18 protein-coding genes and 1 pseudogene are annotated in these 18,493 nt (G+C 72.3%); 7 read left to right on the plus strand and 12 right to left on the minus strand.

What is annotated here, in order from left to right:
* Positions 1-7: 7 nt before the first annotated feature.
* The 3 genes from gnd (at position 8) to M2157_RS09880 (ending at position 3,044) form a co-directional block, all read left to right on the plus strand.
* Complete coding sequence (gene gnd / locus M2157_RS09870; protein ID WP_280863733.1) at positions 8-886, plus strand: phosphogluconate dehydrogenase (NAD(+)-dependent, decarboxylating); 879 nt, start codon at positions 8-10, stop codon at positions 884-886.
* Between the two features lie 7 nt (positions 887-893).
* A complete protein-coding gene (locus tag M2157_RS09875) occupies positions 894-1,481 on the plus strand; it encodes a histidine phosphatase family protein (RefSeq protein WP_280861441.1) in 588 nt (195 codons plus the stop codon).
* Between the two features lie 99 nt (positions 1,482-1,580).
* Positions 1,581-3,044 carry a membrane-associated oxidoreductase gene (locus tag M2157_RS09880; protein ID WP_280865039.1) on the plus strand — a complete coding sequence of 488 codons (1,464 nt, stop codon included), beginning with the start codon at positions 1,581-1,583 and terminating at the stop codon, positions 3,042-3,044.
* Between the two features lie 7 nt (positions 3,045-3,051).
* Here the strand turns inward: M2157_RS09880 and M2157_RS09885 are convergent, their stop codons facing one another.
* A complete protein-coding gene (locus M2157_RS09885; protein WP_280865040.1) occupies positions 3,052-3,927 on the minus strand; it encodes a shikimate dehydrogenase in 876 nt (291 codons plus the stop codon).
* A gap of 129 nt (positions 3,928-4,056) precedes the next feature.
* Here M2157_RS09885 and M2157_RS09890 point away from each other — a divergent pair, with 129 nt between their 5' ends.
* Both M2157_RS09890 and M2157_RS09895 read left to right on the plus strand, forming a co-directional pair.
* Entirely contained in the window at positions 4,057-4,722 is a 666-nt protein-coding gene (locus M2157_RS09890) for a TetR/AcrR family transcriptional regulator (protein ID WP_280861444.1), read from the plus strand.
* A 124-nt stretch (positions 4,723-4,846) separates the two neighbouring features.
* Positions 4,847-6,187 (plus strand): MFS transporter, encoded by a 1,341-nt coding sequence (locus M2157_RS09895; RefSeq protein WP_280861445.1) that lies wholly within the window; start codon positions 4,847-4,849, stop codon positions 6,185-6,187.
* Between the two features lie 84 nt (positions 6,188-6,271).
* On the opposite strand, the gene M2157_RS09900 is transcribed toward M2157_RS09895, so the two are convergent.
* Complete coding sequence (locus M2157_RS09900) at positions 6,272-6,682, minus strand: VOC family protein (RefSeq protein WP_280865041.1); 411 nt, start codon at positions 6,680-6,682, stop codon at positions 6,272-6,274.
* 126 nt (positions 6,683-6,808) lie between these two features.
* On the minus strand, positions 6,809-7,258 hold the full coding sequence (locus M2157_RS09905) for a PPOX class F420-dependent oxidoreductase (RefSeq protein WP_280865042.1): 450 nt from the start codon (positions 7,256-7,258) through the stop codon (positions 6,809-6,811).
* A 158-nt stretch (positions 7,259-7,416) separates the two neighbouring features.
* Between M2157_RS09905 and M2157_RS09910 the strand changes: the two genes are divergently transcribed.
* Positions 7,417-8,643 (plus strand): serine hydrolase domain-containing protein, encoded by a 1,227-nt coding sequence (locus tag M2157_RS09910; RefSeq protein ID WP_280865043.1) that lies wholly within the window; start codon positions 7,417-7,419, stop codon positions 8,641-8,643.
* Between the two features lie 15 nt (positions 8,644-8,658).
* On the opposite strand, the gene M2157_RS09915 is transcribed toward M2157_RS09910, so the two are convergent.
* Genes M2157_RS09915 through ribA form a run of 5 tightly spaced genes read right to left on the minus strand, consistent with a single transcriptional unit; the run spans position 8,659 to position 13,679 of the window.
* Positions 8,659-9,813 (minus strand): saccharopine dehydrogenase NADP-binding domain-containing protein, encoded by a 1,155-nt coding sequence (locus tag M2157_RS09915; protein ID WP_280865044.1) that lies wholly within the window; start codon positions 9,811-9,813, stop codon positions 8,659-8,661.
* Positions 9,806-10,870, minus strand: coding sequence for a saccharopine dehydrogenase (locus tag M2157_RS09920; protein ID WP_280861450.1), 1,065 nt, complete (start codon positions 10,868-10,870; stop codon positions 9,806-9,808). Before M2157_RS09920 ends, M2157_RS09915 begins: the two co-directional genes overlap by 8 nt.
* Positions 10,867-12,015: an FAD-binding oxidoreductase gene (locus tag M2157_RS09925; RefSeq protein WP_280861451.1), complete on the minus strand. Its 1,149-nt coding sequence runs from the start codon at positions 12,013-12,015 to the stop codon at positions 10,867-10,869. The genes M2157_RS09920 and M2157_RS09925 overlap by 4 nt, the downstream gene beginning before the upstream one ends.
* On the minus strand, positions 12,012-12,974 hold the full coding sequence (locus M2157_RS09930; protein WP_280865045.1) for an ornithine cyclodeaminase family protein: 963 nt from the start codon (positions 12,972-12,974) through the stop codon (positions 12,012-12,014). Before M2157_RS09930 ends, M2157_RS09925 begins: the two co-directional genes overlap by 4 nt.
* Before the next feature lie 45 nt (positions 12,975-13,019).
* On the minus strand, positions 13,020-13,679 hold the full coding sequence (gene ribA, locus M2157_RS09935) for a GTP cyclohydrolase II (protein ID WP_266510224.1): 660 nt from the start codon (positions 13,677-13,679) through the stop codon (positions 13,020-13,022).
* Between the two features lie 38 nt (positions 13,680-13,717).
* On the opposite strand from ribA, the gene M2157_RS09940 reads away from it, so the two are divergent.
* On the plus strand, positions 13,718-14,470 hold the full coding sequence (locus M2157_RS09940) for a creatininase family protein (protein ID WP_280861453.1): 753 nt from the start codon (positions 13,718-13,720) through the stop codon (positions 14,468-14,470).
* Between the two features lie 62 nt (positions 14,471-14,532).
* Here M2157_RS09940 and M2157_RS09945 read toward each other — a convergent pair.
* The 4 genes and pseudogenes from M2157_RS09945 to M2157_RS09960 all read right to left on the minus strand — a co-directional run.
* A pseudogene (locus M2157_RS09945) lies at positions 14,533-15,864 on the minus strand (lysylphosphatidylglycerol synthase transmembrane domain-containing protein); the annotation flags it as partial.
* Positions 15,861-16,868 (minus strand): class I SAM-dependent methyltransferase, encoded by a 1,008-nt coding sequence (locus tag M2157_RS09950; RefSeq protein ID WP_280861454.1) that lies wholly within the window; start codon positions 16,866-16,868, stop codon positions 15,861-15,863. The gene M2157_RS09950 and the pseudogene M2157_RS09945, both read right to left, overlap by 4 nt.
* Complete coding sequence (locus M2157_RS09955; protein ID WP_280865046.1) at positions 16,865-18,049, minus strand: glycosyltransferase family 4 protein; 1,185 nt, start codon at positions 18,047-18,049, stop codon at positions 16,865-16,867. The genes M2157_RS09950 and M2157_RS09955 overlap by 4 nt, the downstream gene beginning before the upstream one ends.
* Complete coding sequence (locus tag M2157_RS09960) at positions 18,046-18,444, minus strand: 6-carboxytetrahydropterin synthase (RefSeq protein WP_280861456.1); 399 nt, start codon at positions 18,442-18,444, stop codon at positions 18,046-18,048. Before M2157_RS09960 ends, M2157_RS09955 begins: the two co-directional genes overlap by 4 nt.
* Positions 18,445-18,493 lie beyond the last annotated feature (49 nt).

Genomic DNA, 18,493 nt, shown 5'->3' on the forward strand with positions numbered 1-18,493 from the left:
GACAGCGATGCAGCTCGGCCTCATCGGCCTCGGCAAGATGGGCGGCAACATGCGCGAGCGCATCCGCCGCGCCGGCCACACCGTCATCGGCTACGACCGCAACCCCGACGTCTCCGACGTGGCGAGCCTGTCCGAGCTGGTCGACAAGCTCGAAGCGCCGCGCACGGTGTGGGTGATGGTCCCGGCCGGCGCCGCCACCCAGTCCGTCGTGGACGAGCTCGGCGAACTCCTCTCCCCCGGTGACACCGTGGTCGACGGCGGCAACTCCCGCTGGAGCGACGACGAGAAGCACGCCGAGGAGCTGGGCGCCAAGGGCATCGGCTTCGTCGACGCCGGTGTCTCCGGCGGCGTGTGGGGCCTCCAGAACGGCTACGCCCTGATGGTCGGCGGTGACAAGGAGCACGTGGACAGGCTGCAGCCGATCTTCCACGCGCTCAAGCCCGAGGGGCCGTACGGCTATGTCCACGCGGGCAAGGTCGGCGCCGGGCACTTCTCCAAGATGGTTCACAACGGCATCGAGTACGCCATGATGCAGGCGTACGCCGAGGGCTGGGAGCTGCTGGAGAAGGTCGAGTCGGTGGACAGCGTCCGGGAGGTGTTCCGCTCCTGGCAGGACGGGACCGTCATCCGCTCCTGGCTGCTCGACCTCGCGGTCAACGCCCTCGACGAGGACGAGCACCTGGACAAGCTGAAGGGGTACGCGCAGGACTCCGGCGAGGGCCGCTGGACCGTGGAGGCGGCCGTGGACAACGCGGTGCCGCTGCCGACGATCACCGCCTCGCTCTTCGCGCGGTTCGCGTCCCGTCAGGACGACTCCCCGCAGATGAAGATGATCGCGGCGCTGCGCAACCAGTTCGGCGGCCACGCCGTCGAAGCGAAGAAGTAGGCGCGCCGTGGGGGATCTTCTTCTGGTCCGCCACGGCGAGACGGAGTGGAGCGTGTCGGGACAGCACACCAGCTGGACCGACCTGCCCCTCACCCAGCACGGCGAGGAACAGGCCAAGTCACTCGCTCCGCTCCTCTCGGGCCGGACCTTCTCGCTCGCGCTGACCAGTCCGCTGGGCCGCGCCGTACGCACCGCCGAACTGGCGGGCATCACCGGGGCCTTGACGGACCCCGACCTCCACGAGTGGGACTACGGCGCCTACGAGGGCGTCACCACCGTCGAGATCCACCGCACCCGCCCCGACTGGTACCTGTGGACCGACGGGGTCCCGCCCGGCCCGGAGGGGCACCCCGGCGAGTCCCCCGAGGAAGTCGGCCGCCGCGCCGACCTGGTGCTGGCCCGGGTGGACGCCGCTCTTCCCGAGGGTGACGTCGTCCTCGTGGCCCACGCCCACTTCCTGCGGGTCCTGACGGCCCGCAGGCTGGGGCTCGCCCCGGCGGAGGGCCGGCTGTTCCAGCTGGCCACCGGGACGGTGAGCCGGCTGTCGACGGAACACGACCGTCCGGTGGTCGCGGAGTGGAACACCAGGGCGTAGCACGGCAGTTGTCGACGGCCCGGGAGCACGGACTCCCGGGCCGTCGCCGTCGGCAGGGCCTGTTGACACCGTGACGTGTGCGTTGGAGAGTCACGGCTGATGGAGATCAACAACCTGACCCCGGCCGAACTGCGGGTGTGGCGTGCCTTCCCGAAGGGCGAGGCCGTGGACTTCCGTACGGCCGGGGACGAAGACGTGGCGGACGGCGCCGAGTGGGGTGCCGAACGCACGGTCCGGGCCTCCGTGTTGCGGGCGCTGATGCTCAACGGACCACAGGAGGACGGGGAGATACCCGCCCTCAAACTGGCGGGCGCCCGGATCACCGGTGTGCTCGGGCTCCAGTACGGGACGGTCGACCACGCCGTACGCCTCAGCCACTGCCACTTCGACGACGCACCGCTGCTGTACGGCTGCCGGCTGCGCCAGTTGAACCTCAGCAACTCCGTGCTGCCCGCACTGACCGCCGCGACCCTGCGCGTGGACGCCGTGCTGCGGCTGACGGACTGCAAGGTGAACGGCCCGGTGCGGCTGGGCGGGGCACAGATCGCCGGAGCGCTGTTCATGGACCGCGCCGAGATCACCGCGGTCGACGCCGGCGAACCCGCGCTCCAGCTCAACCACATGAGCATCGGCGACGACCTGTGGGCGCCGGGCCTGCGCGCCCACGGCGAGGTCCGCCTCAACGGCGCCACCGTGGCCGGTTCCGTCAACCTCAACGACGCCCGGCTCAGCCACCCCGGCGACATCGTCCTCGACGCGCAGACCCTCGTCGTGGAGGGCGACGTCCATCTGCGCCGGGTGCACACCTTCGGCTGGATCGGTCTGCGGGGCGCTCGGATCGCGGGCCGGCTCGACTTCTCGTACGCGCACCTGTCGAACCCGGGCGACGCGGCGCTCAGGGCGAACAGTTCCACCATCGGGGAGCTCTGGCTGCGCAAGGGGCCGCGCATTCAAGGCACCCTCAGCCTGCGCCGCGCCCAGATCGACGACCTGTTCCTGGAACCCGAGGTGGTGCCGGAGGAGGTCCAGTTCAACAAGCTCGTCTACACCTCGCTCACCCCCCAGGAGCCCGCCGAGCGCCGCCTGCCGATGCTGGAGCGGGACCGCGAGGGCTATGTCCCGCACGCCTACGAGCAGTTGACCGCCGCCTACCGCCGTATCGGCGACGACCGCGCCGCACGACTGGTCCAGCTCGCCAAGCAGCGCCGCCACCGCGCCACCCTCGCCTGGTACGGGCGCCTGTGGGGGCACGTCCAGGACGCCACCGTCGGCTACGGCTTCCACCCCCTGCGGGCCTGCGTCTGGCTGGTCTCCCTGCTTGCCATCGGCACGGTCGCCTACAGCCTCCACCACCCGCCACCGCTCAAGGCGGACGAGGCCCCGCGCTTCAACGCGCTGTTCTACACCCTCGACCTGCTGCTGCCGGTGATCTCCTTCGGCCAGGAGGGCGCCTTCGCTCCGCAGGGGTGGTATCAGTCGCTGTCGTACGCGCTGGTCATCGCGGGCTGGATCCTGGCGACGACGGTCTTCGCCGGTGTGACGCGGACCGTCAACCGCCAGTGATCCCGGGTTACTTGGGGGCGCCGACCACGCCCGCCAGTTCCGCGATGTCCCCGAGCATCCGCGCCGCGTCCGGCTCCCGCCCGGTGAACAGCCGGAACGCGTCCGCGGCCTGGAAGACGGCCATGCCGCCGCCGTCCAGAGTGGCGCAGCCGAGCGCACGGGCGGTCCGCAGCAGCTCCGTCTCCAGCGGGCGGTAGACCACCTCGGCGACCCACAGCTCGGGGCGGAGCAGGTCGGCAGGGAACGGCAGACCGGGGTGGGCGGCCATGCCGGTAGGAGTGGCGTGCACGATGCCGTCGGCGTCGGCGAGCAGCCGCGGCAGCCGGTCGGGGGCGGCCGCGGCCGCCCGGCCCTCGCCGAAGTGCCGGTTCAGCGACGCGGCGAGATCCGCGGCCCGGTCGGCGAGCGCGTCGACGACGGTGACCCGCCCGGCGCCCAGGGTGAGCATGGCGTGCGCGACGGCCGCCCCCGCACCGCCCGCCCCCAGTTGCACGACCCGTTCGAGCGGCACGTCGGGCAGCCCGCGCGCGAAGGACGCCGCGAAACCGGTGACGTCGGTGTTGTGGCCGGTGGCCCGGCCGTTCTCGAAGACCACGGTGTTGACCGCGCCGAGCGCCTCGGCCTGCGGGGCGAGCGCGTCCAGGTGGCCGATGACCAGCTGCTTGCACGGGTGGGTGATGTTCAGCCCGTCGAAGCCCAGGTCACGGGCGGCCCGCACCAGATCGCCGACCGCCTCGGGGCGCACCCCGAGCACGTCGATGTCGACGAGCCGGTACACATAACGCAGGCCCTGCCGGTCCGCCTCCCGCTCGTGCAGCGCCGGGCTCAGCGAGGGGCCGATGCCGGCGCCGATCAGTCCGACGAGAAACGAGTCCTTGGCCACGCGGACCTCCTGAGACGAGCCTAATGTACGAACCAGTACGTTAGCTATATCAGCCGGACTGCCGCCGGGGAAGACTCGGGCCGCGCCTTCTAGAATCTGCGGCACCGGCCGCACTCCCGAAGGAACCCGATGACCAGCGTCGACGAACCGGCACGACCAGGCGAGCGGATCCGCGACGCCGCCCGCACCCGGGCCGAGATCCTCGACGTGGCGACCCAGGAGTTCGCGCGGGCCGGCTACGACGGCGCCCGTGTCGACGAGATCGCCGCCCGCACCCGCACCACCAAGCGGATGATCTACTACTACTTCGGCGGCAAGCAGCAGCTGTTCACGGCCGTCCTGGAGCGGGCGTACGGCGTGATCCGCGAGGCCGAGCAGGAGCTGGACGTCGAGCACCTGGACCCGGTCGCGGCAATCCGGCGCCTGGCCGAGGTGACCTTCGACCACCACGAGCAGCACCCGGACTTCATCCGTCTGGTCAGCATCGAGAACATCCACGGGGCCGAGCACATCGCCGCCTCCGAGAAGCTGGGGAAGATCGGCTCGCCCGCGCTCGACGTGATCCGCCGCATCCTGGCATCGGGGCAGGAGTCCGGGCTGTTCACCGCCGACGTGGACGCGGTCGACCTGCACGCGATGATCAGTTCGTTCTGCTTCTTCCGGGTCGCCAACCGGCACACCTTCGGCGCCCTGTTCGGGCGTGACCTGGTCGCCGCCGAGCAACGGGAGCACTACCGGACCATGTTGGGAGACATGGTGATCGCCTACCTGACGGCGGACCGCGCGGCGGACTGACCCGGCACGTCCCGACCCCTTGACACCCGGGATGCGCGGGCGCACCATCCTCGGCAACCGCTACTAACTATCCAGTGGGTTAATTAGCTGGATAGCTCCCGGAGTCCCCCCGAAGGAGCAACCCGTGTCCGTCCCCGCCGAAGCCGTCGGGCAACCGAAAAAGGCGGCGACCGCCGCCTGGATCGGCAGCGCCCTGGAGTACTACGACTTCTTCATCTACGGCAGTGCCGCAGCCCTGATCTTCCCGAAGGTGTTCTTCGACGAGTCCGACCCGGCCACCGCGACCCTGCTGTCGCTGGCCACGTTCGGTGTCGCCTACGCGGCCCGGCCGGTCGGCGCGCTCTTCCTCGGGCATTTCGGCGACCGGGTCGGCCGTAAGAAGATCATGGTCTTCACGCTGATTCTGATGGGCCTGTCGACGTTCCTCATCGGCTGTCTGCCGAGCCGCCACCAGGTCGGCACCCTCGCCCCGGTCCTGCTGGTCCTGTGCCGCGTCCTGCAGGGCATCTCGGCGGCCGGCGAGCAGGCCAGCGCCAACTCCATGAGCCTGGAGCACGCGCCGGCGCACCGCCGGGGCTTCTTCACGAGCTTCACGCTCAGCGGCACACAGGGCGGGCAGCTGCTCGCCACCCTGGTCTTCCTGCCGGTCGCCGCGCTGCCCGAGGACCAGTTGCTGTCCTGGGGCTGGCGGGTGCCGTTCTGGCTGAGCGTGGCGGTCGCCGTGGTCGGCTTCGTCATCCGCCGCAAGCTGGACGAGACACCGGCGTTCGAGCAGCAGGCCGCCTCCGAGGGCGTCCCGAAGCTTCCGCTGGTGGTACTGCTGCGGGAGCACTGGGCGGATGTGCTCCGGGTGATCGGGGGCGCGCTGATCGCCTCGGTCTCCACGATCTTCACGGTGTGGGCGCTGGCGTACGCGACGAGCGACGCGGTCGGGATGAGCCGTTCCTCGATGCTGTGGGTGGGCGCGCTGGCCAACCTCGTCGCGCTCGCCGCGATCCCCCTGTGGGCCACGCTGTCGGACCGCATCGGCCGGCGGCCGGTCTTCCTGATCGGCGCGGCGGGCAGCGCGGTGACGATGTTCCTCTACCTCTGGGCGATCTCCACGGGCAACTACCCGCTGACGCTGCTGCTCGGCATCGTCGCCTTCGGCGTCGTCTACAGCGCGGCGAACGGGGTCTGGCCGTCCTTCTACGGCGAGATGTTCTCCACCAGGGTCCGGCTGTCGGGCATGGCGATCGGCACGCAGATCGGTTTCGCCGTGGCCGGCTTCGCGGTCACCTTCGCGGCACAGATCGCGGGCCCCGACGGCACCGACTGGTCCTCGGTGGCCCTGTTCACCGCGGCCCTGTGCGTCCCCCCGCTGATCGCCGCCCTGACCGCCCGCGAGACCCACAAGGTCCCCACGGAGGACCTCGGCTCCCGCACCCCCCGGGAGGCGCCCCGCCCGGAGAAGGTGACGGCCTGACCCTCCCCACTCCGCTCCCCCCCAAGTCGAGCCCCCGGGCGCCCTGCCGGCACCGGGGGCTCGGGCCTGCCCGGCTCCCCACGCCTACGCGTTCGACCAGCCCCGCGTGCACAGCACCAGCCGGTACCCGTCCGGGTCCTCCACCGTGACGCCCCACTCGTTCCAGTACGGGTTCGGCGACAGCACCCGTTTGCCGCCGTGGGCCTCGAGGCGGGCCACGAGATCCTCCGGCACGGGCCCGTCGACGTAGATCACCAACAGGTCCTCCTCGGTGGGGCGGGGTTCGACCGGGTGGCCCTGTTCATGGACGAGTTCCAGGTGCCAGCCGGCGTCCGGCCACCCGAGCATCAGCAGGTCGTGCTCGCCGGGTTCGGGGCCGCCCTCGGCGCGCCACACGACACCCAGGCCGAGCCCCTCGGCCCAGAACCGCTCGGCGGCGGCCAGGTCCCGGGACGGGCGGGCGATACGGATGTGACTGCGGCCGTTGACGGGCACGGTGACCTCTTCCCCTCGGTGTGCCGGTCAGCGTAGGCAGCCACAGATCACCGGCGCATCGGCCATGCGCCCTGCTCCCCGAGTCGTAGGACCTCTCCCGCCGGGGTGCGCGAAGCGTCCCCTCGGTCAGTCGCGAGCCGTCCGGGCCGGAATCCCGTAGGCCCGCTCCACCCGCAACCGCAGCACCAGCCGCCGGTCCCGGACCATCGCCGCGCGGTAGTCGTCCCAGTCGGGGTGTTCGCCCTGGACGTCCCGGTACAGGCGGACGAGTTCCTCGACCGTGTCGTCGTGCGGGTCGTCCGCCACGGGGGTGAGGTCGGCCGTGCCCTCGGCGACCGTGTACGCCCACCGGTCCGACGTCGTCACGTGGTACGAGGCGCGGGGGTCACGGCGCAGGTTGCGGGTCTTGGCGCGGTCGTCGGTGAGCGAGACCCGGATGATCCGCTCGTCGGGGTAGTAGGCGTGCCTGACGTTCGACAGCTGGGGCCGGCCGTCGCGCTTGAGGGTGATCAGCACCCCGCCGTGGCCCTCCGAGAGCAGCCGGAGCAGTGCGTCCTGCGTCGCGTCCTGAGTCATACCACGATCAACCGGCCCGGCCGCACCCGGCATTCCCGTGACCGGCGATTCCCCGCCGACCCGCGGCTCGTCGCGGTTTCCTGAGCGACGATGATGTCTGAGGTGGTCCGGGCCGGGTATATCGGTCCGCACCTCGACGGACGCGACGGAGGAATGCGATGGCACAGCTTCGGCAAGAGGTCGATCCCGCTGAGGTGGGGCTGGACGGCAAGGCCCTGGACCGCCTCGACCAGCACTTCGCCCACTACGTCGACGAGGGCCGGATGCCCGGCTTCCTGGTGTCCGTCGCCCGCGGCGGACGCGTCGCCCACCTCACCGCGCACGGCCACCGTGACCTCGCGGCCGGCCTGCCGGTCGAGGCCGACACCCTGTGGCGGATCTACTCGATGACCAAACCGGTCACCTCGGTGGCCGCCCTCCTGCTGGTGGAGGAGGGACGGCTGTCGCTGGACGACCCGGTCGCCGAGTATCTGCCGGCGTTCGCGGAGCCCCGGGTCCACGTGGACGGTTCCGGCGAGAACCTCACCACCCGCCCGGCCGACGGTCCGATCCGGATCCGGCATCTGATGACCCACACCGCGGGTCTGACCTTCGCCTTCTACCACTGCCACCCGGTCGACGCCCTCTACCGCGAGGCCGGCCTGGAGTCGTCCGTGCTGCCGGGCTCGGACCTCGCCGAGACCGTCGCCGTGTACGCGAGCCTGCCGCTGCAGTTCGAGCCGGGCACGCAGTGGAACTACTCGGTGGCCTCCAACGTCCTGGGCCGGGTCATCGAGATCGTGTCCGGCCAGACCCTCGACGCCTTCTTCGCCGAGCGCGTCCTCGGGCCGCTCGGGATGACCGACGCCGGCTTCTGGGTGCCGGACGAACAGGCGCACAGGCTCTCGGAGTTGTACGGCGAGAAGGACGACGGCACCATCGAGCCGGTCCCCGGACTGCCGCTGCGGGGCCGCCCCCGCCTGCTGTCCGGCAGCGGTGGCATGGTGGCGTCCGCGTACGACGTCCACCGCTTCGCGGAGCTGCTGCGCCGCCGCGGCGAACTGGACGGCACCCGCCTGCTGTCCGCCGAGACGGTGGACCTGATGACCTCCAACCACCTCCCGGGCGGCGCCGACCTGCGCGCCTTCGGCGCCAAGCCCGCCCACGACGAGCCCGGCAACGACGGCGTCGGCTTCGGACTCGGCGTCTCCGTGGTGACCGACCCGGCCCGCACCCTGGCCCCTTCGAGCCTCGGGTCCTACGGCTGGAGCGGGGCGGCGTCCACGACCTTCTGGGTCGACCCGGGCCGCGATCTGACCGTGCAGTTCTTCACCCAGGTACGGCCGAAGACGCTGAAGCTGTTCCCCGACCTCAAGCGGCTCGTCCACGAGGCGGTCGTGGACTAGGACGCCCCGGATCGCCTACTGATCGACCCGGAGCGTGAAGTGGACGCCGTCGCGGGCCAGTTCGCCCAGCCACTGCTCGGACCGGGCCGCAGTCTCCGCCGCCCGGTTCAGGCCGGCCGGGAGAGAGCCGTCCAGGATGTGACCGGTGCCGAGGGCGAGAGTGCGGGAGACACAGCGGGCCATGGCGCTGTCCTCCTCGTCGCCCACCAGGTCGAGGAGGTAGCCGCCGGACCAGGTGCGGCCGTCCTTTGCGCGCACGTCGAGGGAGACGGCGAGGACGACCCGGTCGCGGTCGGCCTCCGTCGTCGGGTATCTGGCCGCCAGTTCCTGGGCCAGGGCGGCGATCCGGGTGTCGTCGCCGGTCCTCAGCTCCTCGAAGACCGGCTCCCAGGCGCGCAGCCAGCCGTCCAGCCGCAGGGTCCCGCGCACGAAGGTCCGCGGTGTCCAGGCGGCCGGCAGTCCGTACTGCTCGACGAAGGGGAGGCTGTCGCGGTTGGGGTAGACCTCGAACGTCTCACCGTCCACGACATGGCGCCGGGTCGCCTCCCAGGGGCGGTCGGCGGTGGTCGGGGTGCCGTTGTCGATGTAACGGGCGGGCGAGCGCAGGGCGTTCAGGACTCCGGCGGGGGCCCAGCTGAAGCGGTACTTGAAGTCGTTCGGGACGGCGGGGACACCGCCGCAGTAGGAGGTGAGGCTGTACGACGCCGGTGTCGCGTCGCCGATCACACCGCGGGCCGCGGCGACGAGGCTGTGCGCGAAGAGGTGGTCGATGCCCGGGTCGAGGCCCGCCTCGGTGAGGACGACGATCCCGGCCCTCTCCGCCTGCGGCACCTGTTCGAGGACGGCGTCCGACACATAGCTGGAGCAGGCGAAGTGGGCCCTTTCGCGCGCGCAGGCGGCGAGGATCCCGGCGTGCTCGGGCGCGGGCAGCATCGACACCACGACGTCGCCGGGCGCCAGTGCGGCCACGAGCGCGGACAGCGTGTAGGCGCGCGGCTCGGCCCGTCCGGTGAGCCCCAGTGCCGCGAGGGCCTCGGCGGCACGCTCCTCGGTGCGGTGCCACAGACGGACCCGGTCGGCGGTGTCGCACAGCTCGGCCAGGCCGCTGCCGGTGGAGAGCCCGGCGCCGATCCAGTGGACGGTGCCGGTCGCGGGGACCAGGTCAGACACGACGGAACTCCCCTTCGTCGATGCCGAGTTCACGGCACGCCTGATGGAACCGGTCCAGACAGCGCCCCCAGGGGCCGCCGACCCCGAACTCCAGCAGCAGGGGCAGCAGGGACCCCGAGAAGCCGACGCTGGACTCCTCCGGGAGCAGCGACGGCAGGTTGTCGATGGCGATCAGGTCGAGCGGGGGCTCCTTGTGCAGCCGGCGGACGGGCTCGGCCCACTCGGTGACGCGGTCGTAGACCGGCAGGACGTTCAGGGGCGAGCCGACGTCGCAGGTGACGTCGGAGAGGGTGCGCAAGCGGCGGTTCGGGTCGTCGAGGTCCGCCTCGCGGACGAAGGGCGGGACGGGAGTGGTGGCGAGGACGCAGTTCACGAGCAGATCGTGGGCGAGCAGGGCGGGGCGGTCCAGACTGCGGGTCTCCTCGAGGTCCCAGCAGGCCGGCTCGACCCCGGCGGCCCGGAGCGCGACGCGCGCGCCCCGGCCGCTGCGGCCCAGGGCGCCGATCACCAGCGCCCGGAACTCCTCGTCCCCGGCGGCGGGCCGCAGGACCTCGCCCAGTTCCTCCTGCGAGGTGGGCGTGAGGGGAGCGGACAGCCTGCCCCGGTGCTGGAGCACGGCCAGGGCCGCACCCAGGTAGCCGGCCCAGTAGCCGAAGGCGGCGAGCCTGCGGCCGTGGTCGTCGACCAGGTACTCCAGGTCCAGGAGCGCCCCTCCCCCGGCGGCGAACCGGCGCAGCAGTTCCAGGGCGCCCGGCTGCTCCTTGTAGGCGTGCCCGAAGAAGAGGTGCCGGTGCGGCAGGGCGGCGGGCTCGTCGGGGAGTTCCTTCAGGCCCACGACCACGGCGTCCAGCGGCGCCCGGGACGCCCACGACCCCGCGGGCGCGACTCCGCAGCCGGCCGCCTCGTACTCCTCGATCGGGAAGATCCGCTGCGGGGACTCCTCGACGGTCAGCGTCACCCCGCTGTCGACGAGCCGCCGGGCGTCGGACGGCACGACGGGCGTGCGTCGCTCGGTGGAACGGACCTCGTGGCGCAGCCACAGATGGAGCTCGGTCATACGCGGTTGGCCTCCGGGCGCGGGGCGTCGGCCGCGAACCGGCCGGCGCTGAGCGGGCTGATGTCCACGAAGGGTACGCGGCCGAGGTACAGGTCGCGGACGACCTCGCCGACGGCCGGCCCCTGGAGGAAACCGTGGCCGGAGAAGCCGGTCGCGTACAGGAAGCGGGACACCGAAGTGGCCTCGCCGATCAGGGCGTTGTGGTCGGGGGTGAGCTCGTACAGGCCGGCCCAGCCGCCGGTGCGGCGCAGGTCGAGGAGGGCGGGGGCGCGATGCGTCATGGCCTCGGCGAGGCGGGGGATCCAGCGGTCGTGGGTGGCGGTGTCGAAGCCGGGTGTCTCGTCGGGGTCGGACATGCCGAGGAGGAGGCCGGGGCCCTCACCGTGGAAGTAGAGGCTGCTGGTGAAGTCGATGGTCATGGGGAGGTCGGGCGGCAGCCCCTCGACCGGTTCGGTGACCGCGATCTGGCGGCGCAGCGGCTCGACCGGCAGGTCGACGCCGACCATCGCGCCGACTTCCCGCGACCAGGCTCCGGCCGCGCAGATCACCGTGCCGGTGGCGATCCGGCCCCTGCTCGTCACGACGCCCGTGATGTCGTCGCCGTGCAGTTCGATGCCGGTGACCTGCGTGTGCCGCAGGATCGTCGCGCCGTGGCGGCGGGCGTCGGCGGCGTAGCCGTACACGACGGACTCGGGGGTGCAGTGGCCGTCCTCGGGCGAGAAGGAGGCGGCGAGCAGGCCGTCGGTGGTGATGAGGGGGGACAGCCGGCGCGCCTCGGCCGGGTCGGTCATGCGGCTCGGGACGCCGAGGGAGTTCTGGAGGCGCACGCTCTCCTCGAAGGAGGTGACCTCCTCCGGGGTCGACAGGAGGAACAGATAGCCGACCCGGTGCAGCCCGATGTCCTGCCCCGTCTCCTCCTCGAAGCGGCCGAACGCCTCCAGGCTGCGCGCCCCGAGCCGGATGTTGAGCTCGTCGGAGAACTGCGCCCGCACCCCGCCCGCGGCCTTCGACGTGGAGCCGGAGGCGAGGTCGTCGCGCTCGACGAGCACCACGTCCCGTACGCCCGCGCGCGCCAGGTGGCGGGCGATGCTCGTGCCCATGACGCCGCCGCCGATCACGACGACGCCGGCCGCGTGCGTGTTCACCGGCGCTCCCCCTTCGCCGCCCGCACCACGGCCCAGGCCGCGGCCGCGTCCTGGATGCCGAGGCCGACGCTGTTGTAGTAGACGATGTCGCCGGGGGCCGTCCGGGCCACGGCTCGGCCGGTCAGGACGTCGCCGAGCCCGACGAGCTCGGTCAGCAGCCCGGTCCTGAGCGCGTCCACGACCGGGCCGGCGTGCTCCGCCGCGGTGGCCGGGTCGTCCACGACGACGGTCGCGGACCGCCGTAGGACGTCGGTGTCCACCTCCCGGCGGGTGGGCTCGAAGGACCCCACGCTCACCACCGTGCACCCGGGCGCCAGCCACTCACCGTGCACCACCGGTGTCGTGCTCAGGGTGCAGGCCGCGACCAGAGAGGCTCCGCTCACCGCCTCCTCGGCGCTGCCGACCGCTTCGGCGGGGAAGCCGAGCTCCGCCAGGGTCTCGGCGGCGCGGGCGCGGTGTCGCGGAGTCGGGCTCCACAGCCGTACGGATGTCAGGTCGCGCACCCGGGCGATCGCCCGCACATGGGCCAGAGCCTGGGTGCCGGAGCCCAGCACGGCCAGGTCGGTGCTGTCGGGCCTGGCCAGCGCGTCGACGGCGACGGCGCTCGCGGCGGCCGTGCGCAGGGTGGTCACCGCGGCACCGTCCATGACGGCGGCCAGGCGGCCGGTCACCGGGTCGAGCACCGAGACCACGGCGTGGATCGTGGGCAGCCCGGCCGCCGCGTTGCCCGGGTTGACGCTGCCGAACTTCGCGACGGCCCCGGAGTCGGCGGAGAGCCGGGAGACGTACGCGAAGAGCACGCTGTCGTCGAAGCGGCTCGGATGCATGATCTTCGCCGGCAGGTCGGCCGTCCCGGAGCCGAGCGCGGTGAAGGCCGCGCGCTGCGAGGCGATGGCCGTGTCCGCGTCGAGCAGGCGGGTGACCTGCGGTCCGGACAGGAAGAGGACGTCGTCGGTCATGCCCTCTTCCTGTCCGGATTTCCCGTCCCGGAATCAGTCCGGTGATCAGGACAGGTGGGCCACCGCGTCCAGATGGGGCAGGACGTGGTCAAGGCGCTCCCGCTTGGTGCGCAGATAGGTGATGTTGCTCTCGCACGGCGTGATGAGCAGCGGCACCGTCTCGGCGACCTTGATGCCGTGCCGCAGCAGCGCCTCGCGCTTGCGCGGATTGTTGGACATCAGGCGGACCGAGTTCACGCCCAGGTCGTGGAAGATCCCGGCGGCGACGCCGTAGTCCCGGGAGTCCACCGGCAGACCGAGCGCGAGGTTGGCCTCGACGGTGTCCAGGCCCTCCGCCTGGAGCGCCATGGCACGCAGCTTGGCGAGCAGTCCTATGCCCCGGCCCTCGTGGCCCCGCAGGTAGACGACGATGCCGCTGCCCTCCTTGACCACGGCCCGCAGCGCGGCATCCAGCTGGTCGCCGCATTCGCAGTGCTGGGAGCCGAACGCGTCACCGGTCAGGCACTCCGAATGCAGGCGGACAAGGACATCGTCCGCGCCGATGTCACCGTAGACCAGAGCGACTTGTTCGTCACCGCGGTCGTGATCGAGGTAGCCGACCGCCTGGAATTTCCCGTACACGGTGGGCAGCGGGGCATTCACCACGCGTTCCACGCCGGTGCGCTGTGGTGCCTTCTTGCCGAGGACGCCAACTTTATCTGTCATGATCTGTTTCCTAAGCAGAGACGAAAGGCCGTGAAAAGATGAGCGGTTCGGGAATACGGTCGGCGGCGTACGGTCTGTTGCCGACGGACACTACGGAAGACGTACGGACGCGGGGGGCGGGCGTCTCAACGCAGGTCGCCGTCCTTCCGGTCGGAAGCTTCGAGCAGCACGGTGCGTACCTTCCCCTGGCGACCGACACGCTCGTCGCCTGTGCCGTCGCGCGGGAGATCGCCGCGGCGTACCCGGTGCACCTCCTCCCCCCGGTGACGATCTCCTGCTCGCACGAGCACGCGGCCTGGCCGGGGACCGTCAGCATCTCCTCCGTCACCCTTCATGCGGTGGTACGGGACATAGCGGCCTCGCTGCGCCGCTCGGGCGTCGAGGCCCTGGTCGTGGTCAACGGACACGGCGGCAACTACGTGCTGGGCAACGTCGTCCAGGAGGCCTCCGCCCGCGGCGAGCGAATGGCGCTCTTCCCGGCCGCGGAGGACTGGGAGGCCGCCCGTGTGGAGGCCGGCGTGGTCACCTCGCTGCTCACCGACATGCACGCGGGAGAAATCGAGACCTCCATTCTTCTGCACACCGATCCGGAATGTGTCCGGTCCGGTTACGAGACCTCCGATTTCGTCGCGGACGACCGTCGTCATCTCCTCACCCTCGGTATGTCCGGTTACACCGATTCCGGTGTCATCGGGCGCCCTTCACTGGGCTCGGCGGAAAAAGGGAAAGCCTTGCTGGAGAGCCTCGCGGCGTCCTTCGGTGCGTATTTCTCCACGCTCACCGCGGAGTAGCGGTTCGCGGGGCGCAGTCCCTGGTACCAGCGGACGACCAGGACGACCGCGCCCGGCAGGCTCGCCACGAAGCTGAGGACGCCGTACACGATCGCGGTCGCGAGTCCGGCGCCCGCGCCGAGGCCCATGGCGGCGAACGCCCAGGCCGTGACGCCCTCCCGGGGGCCGAACCCGCCGACGTTCAGGGGCAGTCCCATGGCGAGCAGGGCGAGCACGGCCAGGGGCAGAAGTGCGGCGACGGAGGCGTCGGAGCCCGCGATGCGGGCGGCGAGCACGAACATCCCGAGGTGGCCGGCGAGGACGACGGCCGAAGAGAGCGCGACGCCGGGCCAGTTGCGGCGGGACAGCAGGCCCTCGCGGGCCTCGCCGAGGGTCGCGCGCAGGACCCGGCCCCGGCGGGAGGAAGGGGTCCGGTTCATCCGCAGGGCCACGACGACGGCGAGAGCGCCCAGGCCGGCGAGGCCGACGGCGGGGGCGAGGTGGCGGGCCTCAGCCAGCACCGGGGAATCCATCGTGAGCAGCACGGCACCGCCGACGACCACCAACGCGATCTGTCCGGCGACCCGTTCGAGGACGACCGCCCGGACACCGCGGCCCATGTCACCGGTGCTCTGGCCGTGCCGCACCGCGCGGTGCACATCGCCGAGGACACCGCCGGGCAGGGCCGCGTTCAGGAACAGGGCACGGTAGTAGTCGGCCACGGCCTCGCCGAGCGGCAGCCGGATGCGCAGCCCGCGGGCCACCAACTGCCAACGCCAGGCGCTGAACACGGTGGTCAGCACGCCGATCGCGAGCGCCGCCAGCAGGGCGGGGCCGTCGATCCGGCGCAGCCCGTCCAGGAAGACGCCGGTGCCGAGGCGCCACAACAGGACCGCGAGGATGGTGACGCCCGCGACGGTGCCGATGTGGGTGCGCAGGGCGCGGGAGTTGAGTACTCCGCGCAGCGCGGTACGCCAACGGGGGGTCCGAGCGGTCCCGGGCCGTGCCGCGGTCACGATCACGCCGATCCGGTCCCGGGAGACGGCGGCCTCGGTCAGGTCCGCGACGGGCTCCCCGGCTGCCTCCAGGATCCGGGCCCGGGCCACGATCGCCTCGGCCCGTGCCGTGAGCAGCTCGTCCCGCGTCTGGACCACCTCGGCCCGGAGCGTGAGGGCCCGGCGGGAGAGCGTGCCCGGCTCGGGCGCCTCCGCGGGTCGCCGGACGGGCAGCCGCGCCGTGCCGTGGCCGGTGCTGCGGACCGGGAGGCTCGCCCCGCTCCGGTCGGTGCTGCGGACCGGCAGGGCCTTTCGCTCGCCCGCCCCGGCGTCGTCGCCGCGGGTCGAGCGGTCCTCCTCCTGGCGTCCGGTGCGCTCCGCACGCCGCTCGGTGTCCGGCCGCACCGTCTCCACGCTCATGACGCTCCGTCCGTCGGCCGGGACAGCGCCAGCAGGTCACTGTGGTGGACGACCACCTTCAACTCGCCCGCGCGGCAGGCCTCCAGGCGGTCCCGGAGGTAGCGCTCGGCGGGCTCCTTCAGCTCGGGCCGCTCCTCGACGGCCGCGCCGACCCAGCCGCGCAGCCACTGGGCAGTGAGCGCGGACTCGGCGGGACCGAGGCGCCAGGCACTCGGGTGCAGCCGTACCGTCGCGCCCCGTTCGGAGAACGCCTCGCAGGCGACGGTGACGGCGTCCGGGCCGAGCAGTCCGCCGCGCCGCTGATGGGCGTTGAACGCGTCGGCGATCTCGTCGTCCAGCGGGTCGGCCGGGGTGAGTTCGACGCGGCCCGCCACGGACAGGGTGAGCAGGGCCGGGCAGCCGGCGCCCGTGCAGGCCGTGGCGAGGGTCCCGATCTCCTCGCGGGTGAGGACGTCGAGGAGTGCGGAGGCCGTCACCAGGGAGGCGCCGGCGAGGGCGTCCGGGGTGAGCAGGCCGACGTCGCCGCGGCGGGTCTCGACGGTGACCCGGCTGCCGTCGGCGGCGGAACGCGGGGAGGCGACCGCGGCGAAGTGCAGGAGGTAGGGGTCCCGGTCGTGCAGGATCCAGTGCTGGGGGCCGTCCAGGCGGGGCGCCAGCCAGCGGCCCATCGAACCGGTGCCGCAGCCCAGGTCGTGGATGACAAGGCCGGCCTTGCCCGGCAGGTTCGCCAGCCGGATCCGCAGCGGGTCGATCAGATCGCCCGCCCGCGCGGCCGCGTCGGGTCCCTCCCGGAGCTCGAGCCACTCGGGGGCGTAGCGGGGAGCGTCGTCGGGACCCGCGTCCCTGAGCCGTACGGTGGGACGCTCGCCGGGGTGGGTGCTGGGCCCGGCACCGGGGATGACCGATTCCGCGTCGGAAGGAACTCCGGGCTTCACCGAAGCCACCTCCCACGGCCCCGGCTGTGCCGGGATCTTCCCGCTCTGCTTGGTCGCCGTCTTCCTCATGCCGCCCTCCTGGGCTCGCTCGGGAGTCGGCCGAGTACTCCGGCCAGGCTGCGGGCCGTGGTCGCCCAGCCGTCCAGGGCGGCCCGCCGGCCCCGGGCAGCCGCCTTCAGTCGGCGTCGTACGTCCGCCTCGCCGAACCAGCCGCGCAGTTCGGCGGCGAGGGCGGCGGGGTCCTCCGGCGGGACGAGGATGCCGGGCACGCCGCCGTCGGGGGCGCGGCCGACGGCCTCCGGCAGTCCGCCGACGTCGGTGGCCAGCACCGGGATGCCGCGCGCGAGGGCCTCGGTGACCGCCATGCCGTAGGTCTCGGCGTAGGAGGCGAGGACCATCAGGTCGGCGGCGGCGTAGCTGGCGTCGAGCTCGGCCCCGGCCTGTGGTCCCGCGAGGTGCAGGCGGTCCTGGAGGCCGTACTTCTTGATGAGCATCCGCAGACTGGCGACGTACTCGGGATCCTGGGTGATCCCGCCGACGCACACGCAGCTCCACGGCAGGTCCTGCGCGCCGGCCAGTGCCTCGATCAGCCGGTGCTGTCCCTTGCGGGGGGTCACGGCGGCCACGCACAGCAGCCGTGAGACACCGTCGGTGCCGGAGGCGAGCGGGGCGATGTCGGCACCCGGGGTGGCGACATGGACCCGCTCGGGGGCGAGGCCGTGGTGCGAGACGAGTCGCCGTACGGCCCAGTCGCTGGTGGCGACGACGGCGGGCACGGCCCGCAGCACCTCGCGCTCCTTGGCGTCCAGTTCGAGGGCGAGATTCGGTTCGAGCCCGGTCTCGTCGCCGAGCGGCAGGTGGACGAGGACGGCGAGCCGCAGCCGCTCCGCCTCGGGGACGATGATCTCCGGGACGCCGCAGGCGACCAGTCCGTCGATCAGGACGACGGTGTCGTCGGGCAGGTCCCGCAGGGTGTGGGCCAGCTCGGTACGGGCCGCGGCTCCCGGCCGGGGCCAGCTGCCGGCCACCGCGTGGCGCTCGACCTGCCAGCCGAAGCCGGGCAGGTCCAGGCAGACCCGCCGGTCGTAGGCGTTGCCGCCGCTCGGCGCGGTCGAGTCGTCCACGCCACCGGGCATCACGAAGTGCACGGACCGCAGGGACATCGGGATGATCTCGGCCTTCTTGAGGGCGGAGTGCTGCACGGGCACGTAGTCGAGCGTGGCCGCCCGCCCGGTGGTCATGTCGGTCACAGCGCACGCTCGTAACTCGCCCAGGCGACATGCGACTCGTGCAGCGTGACGGTCAGGCCCGCGAGGCCCTTGGCGCCCTCGCCGAGAGCGCCCTTCTCGATGCGCTCGGCGAGCCGGTCGGCGATGACCTTCGCCAGGAACTCCGTCGAGGTGTTGATCCCGGCGAAGTCGGGTTCGTTGTCGAGGTTGCGGTAGTTCAACTCGCTGACGACGGCACCGAGTTCCTGGGTGGCCAGTCCGATGTCGACGACGATGTTGTCGTCGTCCAGCTGTTCGCGCCGGAACGTGGCGTCCACCAGGAACGTCGCTCCGTGCAGACGCTGCGCGGGGCCGAAGACCTCGCCGCTGAAGCTGTGGGCGATCATGATGTGATCGCGGACGGTGATGCTGAACAACGGACGACCCTCCAGGTGCGGCGCGTCTGGTCCCCGGCTGATCCCTGCC

Origin of the sequence: Streptomyces sp. SAI-127, from assembly GCF_029894425.1 — a bacterium.
Taxonomy (GTDB): Bacteria; Actinomycetota; Actinomycetes; order Streptomycetales; family Streptomycetaceae; genus Streptomyces.